This window comes from Streptomyces sp. SS8 (genome assembly GCF_054072955.1).
In genome coordinates this window covers 19,487-31,096 of sequence record NZ_JBSVCZ010000022.1, presented here as the reverse complement: position 1 = coordinate 31,096, position 11,610 = coordinate 19,487, and the positions used below count along the sequence as shown (strand labels likewise).

Annotated in this window: 12 protein-coding genes; 7 read left to right on the top strand and 5 right to left on the bottom strand. The window is 71.6% G+C overall.

Annotated elements, in window-relative coordinates; translation table 11 throughout:
• Positions 1-129: 129 nt before the first annotated feature.
• Entirely contained in the window at positions 130-1,149 is a 1,020-nt protein-coding gene (locus tag ACW69E_RS20385; protein WP_457499712.1) for a hypothetical protein, read from the top strand.
• 204 nt (positions 1,150-1,353) lie between these two features.
• On the opposite strand, the gene ACW69E_RS20380 is transcribed toward ACW69E_RS20385, so the two are convergent.
• Together ACW69E_RS20380 and ACW69E_RS20375 are read right to left on the bottom strand one after the other, a co-directional pair.
• On the bottom strand, positions 1,354-1,485 hold the full coding sequence (locus ACW69E_RS20380) for a hypothetical protein (RefSeq protein ID WP_457499782.1): 132 nt from the start codon (positions 1,483-1,485) through the stop codon (positions 1,354-1,356).
• A gap of 100 nt (positions 1,486-1,585) precedes the next feature.
• On the bottom strand, positions 1,586-1,747 hold the full coding sequence (locus tag ACW69E_RS20375; protein WP_457499781.1) for a DUF6000 family protein: 162 nt from the start codon (positions 1,745-1,747) through the stop codon (positions 1,586-1,588).
• Between ACW69E_RS20375 and ACW69E_RS20370 the strand changes: the two genes are divergently transcribed.
• Entirely contained in the window at positions 1,728-2,003 is a 276-nt protein-coding gene (locus ACW69E_RS20370; protein WP_457499711.1) for a hypothetical protein, read from the top strand. The two genes, ACW69E_RS20375 and ACW69E_RS20370, sit on opposite strands and share 20 nt — an antisense overlap.
• 128 nt (positions 2,004-2,131) lie before the next feature.
• Here the strand turns inward: ACW69E_RS20370 and ACW69E_RS20365 are convergent, their stop codons facing one another.
• The gene (locus ACW69E_RS20365) at positions 2,132-3,091 is read right to left on the bottom strand and encodes a LysR family transcriptional regulator (RefSeq protein WP_457499710.1); all 960 of its coding nucleotides are present in this window, start codon (positions 3,089-3,091) and stop codon (positions 2,132-2,134) included.
• Between the two features lie 402 nt (positions 3,092-3,493).
• Here ACW69E_RS20365 and ACW69E_RS20360 point away from each other — a divergent pair, with 402 nt between their 5' ends.
• Complete coding sequence (locus tag ACW69E_RS20360; RefSeq protein WP_457499709.1) at positions 3,494-3,934, top strand: hypothetical protein; 441 nt, start codon at positions 3,494-3,496, stop codon at positions 3,932-3,934.
• Positions 3,935-4,129: 195 nt separating this feature from the next.
• Here the strand turns inward: ACW69E_RS20360 and ACW69E_RS20355 are convergent, their stop codons facing one another.
• Positions 4,130-5,791: a glycoside hydrolase family 13 protein gene (locus ACW69E_RS20355; protein WP_457499708.1), complete on the bottom strand. Its 1,662-nt coding sequence runs from the start codon at positions 5,789-5,791 to the stop codon at positions 4,130-4,132.
• A 473-nt stretch (positions 5,792-6,264) separates the two neighbouring features.
• A complete protein-coding gene (locus ACW69E_RS20350; RefSeq protein WP_457499707.1) occupies positions 6,265-7,257 on the bottom strand; it encodes a helix-turn-helix transcriptional regulator in 993 nt (330 codons plus the stop codon).
• 137 nt (positions 7,258-7,394) lie between these two features.
• On the opposite strand from ACW69E_RS20350, the gene ACW69E_RS20345 reads away from it, so the two are divergent.
• From ACW69E_RS20345 to ACW69E_RS20330, 4 genes are all read left to right on the top strand, one after another.
• The gene (locus tag ACW69E_RS20345; RefSeq protein WP_457499706.1) at positions 7,395-7,817 is read left to right on the top strand and encodes a VOC family protein; all 423 of its coding nucleotides are present in this window, start codon (positions 7,395-7,397) and stop codon (positions 7,815-7,817) included.
• Positions 7,818-8,575: 758 nt separating this feature from the next.
• The gene (locus tag ACW69E_RS20340; protein ID WP_457499705.1) at positions 8,576-10,276 is read left to right on the top strand and encodes a carbon starvation CstA family protein; all 1,701 of its coding nucleotides are present in this window, start codon (positions 8,576-8,578) and stop codon (positions 10,274-10,276) included.
• A complete protein-coding gene (locus tag ACW69E_RS20335; protein WP_237878172.1) occupies positions 10,273-10,530 on the top strand; it encodes a cory-CC-star protein in 258 nt (85 codons plus the stop codon). The genes ACW69E_RS20340 and ACW69E_RS20335 overlap by 4 nt, the downstream gene beginning before the upstream one ends.
• On the top strand, positions 10,521-11,513 hold the full coding sequence (locus ACW69E_RS20330; RefSeq protein ID WP_457499704.1) for an ArsA family ATPase: 993 nt from the start codon (positions 10,521-10,523) through the stop codon (positions 11,511-11,513). Before ACW69E_RS20335 ends, ACW69E_RS20330 begins: the two co-directional genes overlap by 10 nt.
• Positions 11,514-11,610 lie beyond the last annotated feature (97 nt).

Below are 11,610 nucleotides of genomic sequence, written 5' to 3'. Positions count from 1 at the left end.
TGCGCGCCCGTACCCCCTTGTACGCGCCATCCGGCCGTGTGTCACAGTGCGCTCGGCGGCCCGGCCCCGGACTGAGCACCTCCCGGCGCCGGATCGGGCACGCGCACCGAGAACAACAGGGCAGAAACGATGTCGGAATACCAGCACTACCAGTTCCTGGCCGATCAGCCGCTCACGGACAGCCAGTCGGAGCGGGTACGGGCGCTGACCACCCGGGCCCGCCTGACTCGCACCACCTTCCTCAACACCTACGAGTGGGGCGACTTCAAGGGCGATCCCAAGCGTCTGATGGAGCGCTACTACGACGCTTTCCTGTACTTCGCCAACTGGGGCACCCGGCACGTCATGCTCCGGTGGCCGGCCCGCGCCCTGCCTCTGCGAGTGGCCGAGCGCTACTGCGTCGCTCCCGCCGCCACCGCCTGGCAGCACGGCGGCCACGTGATCGTTTCGCTGGCCTCGGACCCGCAGGACGACAGCGAGGACTTCAACGACCTCTTCACAGACGGCGACTACGACTACGGCGAGGAGCGCGAGGAGCAGTGGCTGCCGAGTATCGCCCGAGCCCGCACCGATGTGGCAGCCGGTGACCTGCGCCTGCTCTACCTCGCCTGGCTCCTGGCCGTCCAGGACGGTGCCGTGCCCCAGCACGCCACCGAACCACCTCTGCCCGCCGGCCTGGCCGGTCTGCCCGCCTCCCTGGAGGACCTCGCCGTCTTCCTGCGCATCGACCCCGACCTGATCGCCGCGGCGGCCCGGCCGCTGCCCACGCTCTCACCGGCCCCCGCCGCCCGTACCGCCGCCCAACTCCTCCAGGCCGTGCCCGCCCAGGCCGCGCTGCGCGCCGAACGCCGGGCCCGGCGGGAAGCCGAGGCGGAGATCCGCGCACACCGGGCCGCCACGCGCGCCCGAGAGCAGCGGCTGACCGAACTCCAGGGCCGCGAGGACAGCGCATGGCACCGCATCGACGACCTTCTCACGGTCGCGAGCAGCAGCAGATACCGCCAGGCGACCCTCCTCCTGACCGACCTTGCCATCCTGGCCGAACGCGACGGCACCGCCGAGAAGTTCAAGAACCGGTGCCGGAACCTGCGCCACCAGCACTCCCGGAAGAAGACCTTCCTGCGCCGGCTGGACGAGGCGGGTCTGTGACTCGGTGACGCGCCGGGACCGGGACACGCGGGTTGTCAGAGGCCCCGCGTCCTCGCCCCGCACGGTCATCTGAGCACTGGCCCGCGCCGGGGGCCTCGGTGGTGACCCGCCTGTCCCGAGTCTGTTCGCTGGCCCGGCAGATGAGTGGTCATTGCGGTGGCCGTGGCTCGGCGCGCTCGTCGGCGAAGGCGCAGAGCCGGTGAATCAGGTCGAGGCAGCTGGTGGGCACCTCGGCCCGCTGCTGGGAGCAGTCGCCCTGGAGCCAGGCCCCGGAGCCAGAAACCGTCCGACCCGGCCGGTGCCGAGGCACGAGTCGATGTACAGGAGGGCGCTCAGAGCGGCCGGCCGGTCGTAGGTGGGGTCGGGGCGGCGCAGGTAACGGTCAGGGCAGGCGGCCGGCAGAGGGCGTCGTCCGGCGTGCGGAAGGTGGCCAGGGTCACGCAGCAGGCCAGGCCCACCAGCAGGTCTTGCTGGCCAGCAGCAACTCCCCGGGCCGCTCGCGGAACCCGGTCCGGCGGGAAACGGCGATGAGCCATGCGGTGGTCCTCCGCTCCCGCCACCCGCATGCAAGGGGAGTGGTGAGCTCATGCGAGGTGATCTGTCGGGCGTCTTCACAGACAGACGCCGAGCCGATCGGCCGGCCCCAGGAACGACCACTGTGGTGCGCGGACCTGCGCTACCTTGCCCTCACCCGGCAGCAGTGGACCCCGCTGCTCGACCACGGCAAGGCCCCGCCCGCCCTGGCCGCCGCCCGTCTGGCCGGAGACGAGGTGACCTTCGACGACTGCCTCGTCCTGGCCTCCCGCCTCGGCCTGCATGCCGGCGGCGCGCTCCGCGCAGCCGGCAGCCCCTGAGCACCGGAGTCGCGGACGGACACTCTCCTGCCCGTCTTCCCCGCCGAGGTGGGGGTGTTCCGTGGGAGTCCGGCAGGCCAACCCACCGTCGGCACCTCCACCCTGGTCACCGGCGCGGAGGCGGACGGTTACGGGTGGGTGCGGCCGTGTGAAACCGACTGTGCGGCCTGTCGTACGGTGGCGACGGCGGGGCTGTCGCGGTGTTCGGCCGCCCATGCCAGGGCCGAGGTGCACGGCGGCAGGTCCTCGACGTCGGTGTAGCGGACGCCGGGTCGGTGGAAGAGGTCGCGGGCGGCGGCGGGGAGGAAGGCCATGGCCTCGCCCTGCGCCACGATGTGCAGTAGCGCCTCCAGGTCCGCGGCGGCGGGACCGTATCGCACCGGGCTGCCGTCGGGACGCGGATCCACCGCCCAGAAATCCCACCACACCCGCGGCACCTGAGGCGGGACGTCCACCACCGGGTATCCGGCGAGCCGGTCGAGGGTGATCCGGGGCCGGGCCGCCAGGGGGTCGTCACCGGGCAGGCAGGCCACGCGGGGCTCGGCCGCCAGGTGGTGCACCTCGATGCCGTCCGGCACCGGCGGCCGCAGGAAAACCACATCGACCTCCCGCCGGTACAGGGCACCCCACTGATCGACGAAGTTCACACCGAGGACCTCCACCTCCAGACGGGGATGCCGGCGGCGCAGCGCCCGGAGCACGGCACGGGTGTGCGGCATGGCCGCCTCCGCACCGACGGTGCCCACCCGCACCCGGCCGGACAGATGACGCCCCTGCGCATCCGCGGCCCGCCGCAGCCGCGCCATCGCCGCGACGGCCGCCCGGACCTCGGGCAGCAGCGCCCGGCCGGCCTCGGTGAGGGCGACCGCCCGGCTGGAACGCTCGAAAAGAGCCACCCCCAGACGCTTCTCGAGACTGCGGATCTGCTGGCTGAGCGCGGACTGCGTAATGAACAACCGGGCCGCGGCCTGACCGAAATGCAACTCCTCGCTCAGCACCAGAAACAACCGCAACTGGTGAATGCTCGGTTCCGCCGACGACTTTGCGACCGCACCCCCGGGCTCTCCCGCCCCCTCATCTGCAACCATGGACAGAAGTTTATCGAAAACGCCGCAAGTCTCATCGAGTACCACATGACACCGGCTGCCTCGCCGTGTGAATCTCTAAAAGTGCCCGGTCGGTCGAACCGGCCACCACCGCAGAGCCGGGATCGGCTCTGCCTCGGGGCAGAAAAAAGGGGGGGGCATCAAAACGAAGGCCTTGGCGCGCCTCATGCGAGGCGTGCTGCCCGGCGAGCAAAACAGAAACGGTTCGCACTTTCATCCGCGAAGCCTCCCGGGGGAATCCGGGAAGACGCGCTGGCGGGTTCCGTGTGCTCGCGCCCGGTGGCCCACTCGCTTGAGGTCTCACCCTGATCCCAAAGGGATTTACCCTACCGGCCCGGCGGCCAAAGGCTGACGGAGCTTCTGATTCGGTAAAGGAGAAAGAAAATGCGTAGACGTATTCTCGGGATCCTCGCCACGGCCGCTGCGTTCGCCGGCCTCGTGGGGGCGGCGGCCACCCCCGCATCCGCCGCTTCGAACTGGATCGACCAGGACCAGGTCCTCAGCATCACAAACCCGAAGACCGCCCTGTCCAAGGACACTCCGGCCGGTACGGTCCAGGTCCGTTACGGCACCTACGGAGGGGTCCAGTACGGCTGGGGGAGGGCTGTCAGCCCGACGCCGGGCTACAACCTCATCTTCGAGGTCGACACCGACGGAAACCGGGTGGCGGATCGCGCGGCCTGGGTCGAGAACCTTTCGGGAAAGACCGTGTGGACGTATGGGTACCCCACGTCGTCCAGCAGCAAGGTCGCGTTCCGTGCGTGCATCACAAGGCACGATTCGTGCGCGGCCACCAACTCCGAACACCGGACCGGGTGGTGGTGACGGTGTGATCTGCGGTTGAGAGCAGGGGCCTCGTCCGGTGTCCAACCGATGGGTGACCAGCCGATGGTCTGCCGGGCGAGGACCGGTCCGGTGCTGTGCCCACAGCCGGGAGATCGCCGAGCGGCACGAGTCGGCCGTTCCCGAGCGGCGGGCCGTCCGCGAAGGAGCCGGGCCTGGCGGGCGGTTCGTCCGGGGTCACAGGGCCAGCCACACTGCCGTGTCGCCCGGCAGGAGGTTCCCCTCCAACTCCTCGCCGGCCAGGAGCACCTCGCTGTGGGCGGGCAGTGCGACCGGCTTGTCGGAGAGGTTCACCACGCACCGGAATCCGGGAGTGCGGACGAACGACAGCACCGGGTCGTCCGGGGCGCTGTCCCAGGTGAGCGTGCCGTCCCCGAGGGCCGGGTGGCTGCGGCGCAGGGCCAGCGCCGACCGGTACAGGTTCAGCATCGAGGACGGGGCGCGGTCCTGGGTCTCGGCCGTCAGCGGCTTCCAGGCGACGGGCTGCGGGAGCCAGGGCGCCCTCCCGGCGCCGTCGGGGCTGAATCCGAACGGCGGGCCGTCCCCGCTCCACGGCAGCGGGACACGGCAGCCGTCACGCCCCCGGTCGGTGTGCCCGGAGCGCTGCCAGGTGGGGTCCTGGAGCAGTTCCCCGGGAAGGTCCTCGACCTCCCACAGGCCCAGTTCCTCTCCCTGGTACAGGTACGCGCCGCCGGGCAGGGCGAGGGTGAGCAGGACGGCAGCCCTGGCCCGGCGGGTACCGAGCCGCAGGTCCGCGGGCCCCCGCAGGTCCGAAAGTGAGCGCAGCGGCCCGTCCGGCTGCGGCCTGGCGTAGCGGGACACGTGCCGGGCGACGTCGTGGTTGGACAGCACCCAGGTGGCCGGGGCGCCGACCGCGCCGAGTGCGGTGAGCGACTCGTCGACGACTCGGCGCAGATGGCCGGCGCGCCAGGGCGCCATCAGGTAGTCGAAGTTGAACGCGGTGTGCAGCTCGCCGGGGCAGACGTAGCGGGCCAGTCGTTCGGGGAAGCCCGCCCAGGCCTCCGCGACGAACGCGCGGGGAACGTCGTAGGCGTCGGCGATGTTCCGCCAGCCCTGGAAGATCTCGTGCACCTCCTCGCGGTCCCAGTGCGGGTGGTCCGAGTCGCCGGCCCCTTGGAGGAGCTTGCCGTCGAGGGAGCCGATGTCGGGCAGACCGGGCGCCTTCACCAGGCCGTGCGCCACGTCGATGCGCACTCCGTCCACGCCGCGGTCGAACCAGAAGCGCAGGATCGACTCGAACTCGGCCCGCACCTCGGTGTCGTCCCAGTTCAGGTCCGGCTGCTCGGGGGCGAACAGGTGCAGGTACCACGGGCCCGGCGAGCCGTCGGACTCGGTGATCCGGGTCCAGGCGGGGCCGCCGAAGACGCTTCTCCAGTCGTTGGGCGGCAGTTCGCCCTCGGGGCCGCGTCCCGGCCGGAAGATGTAGCGCTCCCTGGCGGGGGCCCCTGGCCCGCCGGACAGCGCCTCACGGAACCACGCGTGCGCGCAGGAGGTGTGGTTCGGCACGATGTCGATGAGGAAGCGCAGTCCGTGCTCGTGCGCCTCCTCCACCAGCGCCCGCGCGTCCTCCAGCGTGCCGAAGACCGGGTCGATGTCCCGGTATTCCGCGACGTCGTAGCCGCCGTCGGCCATGGGGGACGGGTACCAGGGGGTCAGCCACAGCGCGTCGACGCCGAGCGCGGCGAGGTACGGGAGGCGCTGCCGCACTCCGGCGATGTCACCGATGCCGTCGCCGTCGCCGTCGGCGAAGCTGCGGATGTACACCTCGTAGATGACGGCGTCGCGCCACCAGTCGGCGGTGTTCCGGGCGAATGCCACGTCTCTCCTCAGGGCGTGATCGGGGTGTCGGAGGGGGCCGGTCACCTGATGGCGTCCATGGCTGCTCGTGCGGCGCTCCCATGTCGGAGGACCGGCACCAAGGACCACCGGGCGGGCAGTGCCGGGCCCGCCACTGCCCGCCGGGCGGCCGTCAGCGGAAGGCCTCCGGAAATGTCTGCCCGCCCCGCCGCCGAAGATGTCCCCGGGGGCACCGGAGGGTGGGGGAGGGGCCGGAACCGGTCGAGGCCCTCCGCCCGGTTCCGGGCCGCGCGGGAGAAGTTCCGCCGGTGAGGGGGCGGTTGATGGGCTTGGGGGCTGGTTCTCACCCGGTCGGAGGGGTTGGTCGTCCCGGACGCGTGCCTTTGTGCGCAGCGGGCGGCGCGGAGGGCGGCGACGATCCGGTGAAGAGCTGTCGCCGAGGTGGTGCCGGAAGGCGCAGCGGGATGTCCCTGAAGGCGTGAGTTCTCGGCCCGTCACTCGTCGGGTACGTCCGGCCGGTCGGGCTCGGTGGCTGCGGCGGCGTAGCGGCGGGCGAGTGCGGCGCAGGCTTCGCGGAGGGCCGGCGGGCCGATGACGTGCAGGTTCGCGTCGAAGCGGCCGAGGCCGGCGGCAAGGGCGGTCCAGGACCAGGATCCCGTGATGACGCGGCATCGCGTGGGACCGAGCGGTTCCACGAGGCCATCGGCGGTGTGGGGTACGACTGCCGAGGCGGGAAGGTCCAGGATGGCCTCGCCTTGGCAGGGCCAGGCGGCATCGGTGTCGTCGGAGCCCCGGAACCGGCTGGTGACGAAAGCGGAGACGTCCCCGCCCGGCACCTGGCGTACGTCGAAGCGCGGGCCCGTCGGCGTGCGAGGGGTTATGCGGTCGGTGCGGAAGGCACGCCAGTCGTCGCGGTCGAGGTCCCAGGCCAGCAGGTGCCAGTGGGTGCGCCAGGCCACGAGGTGGTGGGGTTCCACCCGGCGTCGCTGTGGTGCGGCCCCCTGGTGCGGGGTGTAGTCCAGTCGCAGTTCCTCGCGGCGCCGGATCGCGGTGCTCAAGGCGGTGAGCGGATCCAGGGCACGGGCCGGCATGGCACCGGGCTCGGGTGGGCGGACGGTGGTGATGCGGAGTGTGTCGATGCGCTGCCGCAGACGCGGAGGGAGGACGTTCCGGAGCGTTGCGAGGGCCCGGTCGGCGTCCTCCGCGATCGCGGGCTGGACGGTGCTCTGCAGCGCGACGGCCACAGCGATGGCCTGCTCGTCGTCGAAGAGCAGTGGTGGCATCTGCGAACCGGGGCGCAGACGGTAACCGCCGCCGGGGCCCCTGTCCGTGGCGACGGGGTAGCCCAGTGCACGAAGGCGGTCGACGTCACGGCGCACGGTGCGCACGGTGACCTCCAGCCGCCCGGCCAGGTCGTCCCCGCTCCACCCCGGTCGTGCCTGGAGCAGGGAGAGCAGAGCCAGGAGCCGCGAGGACGTCTTCTGCATGACTCCATGATGCCGGAAGTACAGGACACACCCTGTCCTGTACGGCTGCCATGCTGATCCACGGATTCCAGATCGGGGCATTTCGCCCGTCGTCCGCATGGGCCTCGTCCGGCTCACTCCCAGGTAGGAGCACAACCATGTCCGTCACCACCACCGCGCATCTGAACTTCCGGGGCTCGGCCCGCGAGGCGCTGGACTTCTACCGGTCCGTCTTCGGAGGACACAGCGTCGCGGTGACCTACGAGGACGCCGGCAGCATCCAGGACGACAGCGAGGCCGACTGGGTGATGTGGGGCCAGGTCGTCGCCGACAACGGCTTCCACGTCATGGCTTACGACGTGCCCTCGGCGATGCCGTACGAGCGGGGCGTCAACCCGTTCTTCGTGTCCGTGCGCGGCGAGGACGCCGGGGAGATCAGCGCCCTGTGGCAGCGTCTGTCCGCCGGCTCGAACGTGCTGCGCCCGCTGGAGCCGGCGGAGTGGGCTCCGCTGTACGGCATGCTCACCGACCGTTTCGGCGTGACCTGGGTCCTCGACGTCGCGGCCCCCCACAACGGCTGACCCGCCTCGGGGCGGGTGCCCGGCGACGGCTGCCCGCCCCGCTCGTATCCCGGCATCGGCACGCCACCGCCATCTGGCGCGATGAAGTGCGTCTCCGCCCAGGAGCCCGGAGACGCACAGCCGCCCGGCCGCTCCTCGGACGGCAGACGCCCTCACTCCTGCCGCAGCCGCACCACCCGGAAGACGCCGCAGGGGCCCCATCGGGCGTGCGAGCCCCTGCGGCATCTTCCGGGTGGTGCGGCGAGGGTGGCGCGGGGAGGGCGGAAGGGGTGTCCGGGGCGGCCCTCCACGCTCCGGTGAGAGCGTTCGGCGGCATCGCGGCGTCCGCCCGGTGTGCTGGTCGTCACCGGTCTTCGAGGGCTCCCCATCACCTGATCGGTCGCTTAGCATGAGCGGACTATGAGTGGAGCGTTTTCGGTCAAGATCGGTGAATCCGGTAATGAGGCCGGAGCCGGCGGCGACTCCGGCCACGGCGTGCATGGCGGAAGCGGTGCCGCCGAGGTGGCCGGGGCCGGCCTCCGTCCGGGCGAGCCGCTCACCGAGGGCTGCGGCACAGCCGCCGCCCAGGCGTGGTGCACCTCATCCGGATTCGCGGCCAAAACGCGCGAAAGGGGTGCAAGTGGTCGGTTTCCCCATTCCGGCCGCCGTCCCGCCCCGGTCGAGGAAGGCCACGCTCCACCGTCTTCGCCGCCCGCCTGCCGGGCGCACACCTCGTGCGGACCGGCACCCCGTCTTCCAGACCCCAGAGGGCCTCTCGTATGAATGCGCTTCCCCTGCTCCTGATCGGCCTCGCGATGTTCGCGGGCGGATACGTCCTGTACTCGAGATTCCTGGGCAACCGGGTCTACAAGCTCGACGCGTCTTTTCAGACACCCGCGCACGAACTGCAGGACGGCGTGGACTATGTCCCGACCAACAAGTTCGTGCTGTGGGGACACCACTTCACCTCGGTCGCGGGCGCAGCGCCCATCGTCGGCCCCGCGGTCGCCGTCATCTGGGGCTGGCTGCCCGCGTTCCTGTGGGTCACCCTCGGCACGGTCTTCTTCGCGGGTATGCACGACCTGGGCGCCCTGTGGGCCTCGGCGCGCAACAAGGGCCGCTCGATCGGCACACTCTCCGGCCGCTACATCGGCGGCCGGGGTGCCAACCTCTTCCTCGTCGTGATCTTCCTGCTGCTCCTGATGGTGGTCGCGGCCTTCGCGGTGGTGATCAAGAACCTGCTGATCTCCACGCCTTCGGCGGTGATCCCGGCCTGGGGGGCGGTCGCGGTGGCGCTGCTGATCGGCCAGGCGGTCTACCGCTACAGGATGAGTCTCGGCCTGGTCACCGTGGTCGGCGTCGCGGCGCTCTACGGTCTGATCCTCCTCGGCGACGCCGTCCCGGTGGAGCTGCCCGACCCGATCCTGGGCATGTCCCCGGCGACCTTCTGGATCATCGCTCTCTTCGTCTACGCCGGCATAGCCTCCCTGCTGCCGGTGTGGGTGCTGCTGCAGCCGCGTGACTACATCAACGGTGTCCAGCTCTTCGTCGGGCTCGGCATTCTGTTCGTCTCGGTGCTGGTGAGCGCTCCGACGATCGTCGCACCGGCCATCAACGACGCCGTGCCCGCGGGCACCCCGGACCTCGTTCCGCTGCTCTTCGTCACCATCGCGTGCGGTGCGATCTCCGGCTTCCACGGCATGGTCTCCTCCGGCACCAGCTCCAAGCAGCTGGACAAGGAGACCGACGCCCGTTTCGTCGGCTACTTCGGCGCGGTCGGCGAGGGCCTGCTCGCGCTCGGCGCGATCATCGCCGCCGTCGCGGGCTACCGCACCCTGGCCGACTGGGAGGCCGTTTACAGCGCCTTCGGCCAGGGCGGCGTCGGGGCGTTCGTCGAGGGCGGCGGCGCGATCCTCAACAGTGGCCTGGGCCTGCCCGTGTCGCTGAGTTCCACGGTCCTGGCCACCATGGCGATCCTGTTCGCCGCCACCACCATGGACACCGGCGTGCGTCTGCTGCGCTTCGTCGTCCAGGAGGCCGGCGAGGTCGCGAAGGTGAGGATCGGCAATGTCGCCGGCACGCTCATCACGCTCGCCGTCGGTGCGGGACTCACCTTCAGCCAGGGCGCCGGGGGCGAGGGCGGCCTGCGCATCTGGCCGCTGTTCGGAACCAGCAACCAGCTGCTGGCCTCTCTGACACTGTCCATCGTCGCCGTCATGCTGATCCGCAAGCGGCGCAACCCGGTGCCCGCGCTGATCCCGCTCGCGGTCGTGTTCGTCATGTCGTTCTGGGCCGCGATCGTGCAGCTCGGCGACTTCTACGAGGCCCGTGACTGGCTGCTGCTGATCATCGACCTCGTCATCATCGTCGCCGCCCTGTGGGTCGCCTTCGAGGCGGTCGTCGCGATGCGGCGGGCGTCCCGGGAGCCGCCGGAGGCTCTCGACGCCGATGTGGCCGAGAAGGGCGAGCTGACGAAGTGACGTCCCGCTGGGCCTCGTTCCGGGCCGGGCTGGAGGAGTTCTACGCCGGTCCCTACCGGCGTACCCTCGCCCGGGCCCGGCGCGAGGAGGACGATCTGTTCCGGATGGTGGTCCTCGCGGAGGCCCTGGGCGTACCGGATCCGGCGGCGTACTACACCGCCGAGCTGATGCCCGCCCTCTACGAGGACTTCCACGCCTGGCACCGCCGTATGGGCATGGACCGCTCACCACTGGAGCACATCGGGTGCTGCTAGACCTCATCACCTCGCGCAGGGTCGTCTTCGTCGGCGGCAAGGGCGGGGTCGGCAAGACGTCCGTCGCCGCGGCGCTCGCCCTCGGCCGTGCCCGGTCGGGCGCCCGCGTGCTGCTGGTCTCCACCGACCCCGCCCACAACCTCGGCCACCTCTGGGGCCGCCCCGTGGGCGACGAGCCCGTGCGCCTGGCCGGCCCCGGGGACCTCGTCCCCGGGGCGGGGACGGCCGGCCATGTGGACGGGCTGGAGATCGATCCGGAGCGTACGGTCGAGCAGCACCTGTCGGCGGTCGCCGCGACGATGCGGCGGCTGCTCCCCGAGCGGATGCACGCACCGGCCGCCCGGCACCTGCAACTGGCCCGGCAGGCGCCCGGCACCCACGAGTCGGCGGTGCTGGAGCGGATCGCCGAGGCGGTGGAACTCGGGGAGGAGGCCTACGACCTGGTCGTCTTCGACACCGCGCCGTCCGGGCACACACTGCGGCTGCTCGCACTGCCCGAGCAGCTCACCTCCTGGACCCAGACCCTGCTCGCCAACCGCGACCGGTCCGAGCGGTTCGGCGCCGCGGTGCGCGGCCTCGGCGGCGGCGGGGAGAGCGACCGCGACGCCGAGCTGCGCCGGATCCTGCTGCGCAGGCGCGACCGCTTCTCCCGGCTGCGCGAGGTGGTGGCGGACCCGGGGCGGACCGGATTCGTGCTCGTACTGACCGCCGAAGTGCTTCCGATCGCCGAGACCGTGGAGGTGTACGAGAAGCTGACCGGCCTCGGTGTCGGCGTGGCCGCACTCGTCGCCAACCGCCGTTCTCCGGCCGGCGCCGGTGAGCTGCTCGAGTGCCGCCGGAGGCTGGAGGACGAGCACCTTGCCCGGTTGCGGCAGCGGGTCCCGGACGTCCCCCTGCTGGAGGTGCCGCTGCTGCCGGGGGATCTGGTGGGCACGCAGGCCCTTGCCGCGCTGGCGGACCGGCTCGGGCCCTTCCCCTCCTGAGATCCCGCACTCCCCGCCGGTCCGTGGCGCGCGCCGAGCCGACACCTGCGCTGCCGACCGTTTTCCTCCGGACGGCCGTCCTTTCGCCCGGGTGGAC

Bases quoted from the DNA above. Each gene is read 5' to 3' on its own strand.
- ACW69E_RS20385 (WP_457499712.1), top strand. From the start codon at position 130: ATGTCGGAATACCAGCACTACCAGTTCCTGGCCGATCAGCCGCTCACG.
- ACW69E_RS20365 (WP_457499710.1), bottom strand. From the start codon at position 3,091: ATGGTTGCAGATGAGGGGGCGGGAGAGCCCGGGGGTGCGGTCGCAAAG.
- ACW69E_RS20360 (WP_457499709.1), top strand. From the start codon at position 3,494: ATGCGTAGACGTATTCTCGGGATCCTCGCCACGGCCGCTGCGTTCGCC.
- ACW69E_RS20350 (WP_457499707.1), bottom strand. From the start codon at position 7,257: ATGCAGAAGACGTCCTCGCGGCTCCTGGCTCTGCTCTCCCTGCTCCAG.
- ACW69E_RS20345 (WP_457499706.1), top strand. From the start codon at position 7,395: ATGTCCGTCACCACCACCGCGCATCTGAACTTCCGGGGCTCGGCCCGC.
- ACW69E_RS20340 (WP_457499705.1), top strand. From the start codon at position 8,576: ATGAATGCGCTTCCCCTGCTCCTGATCGGCCTCGCGATGTTCGCGGGC.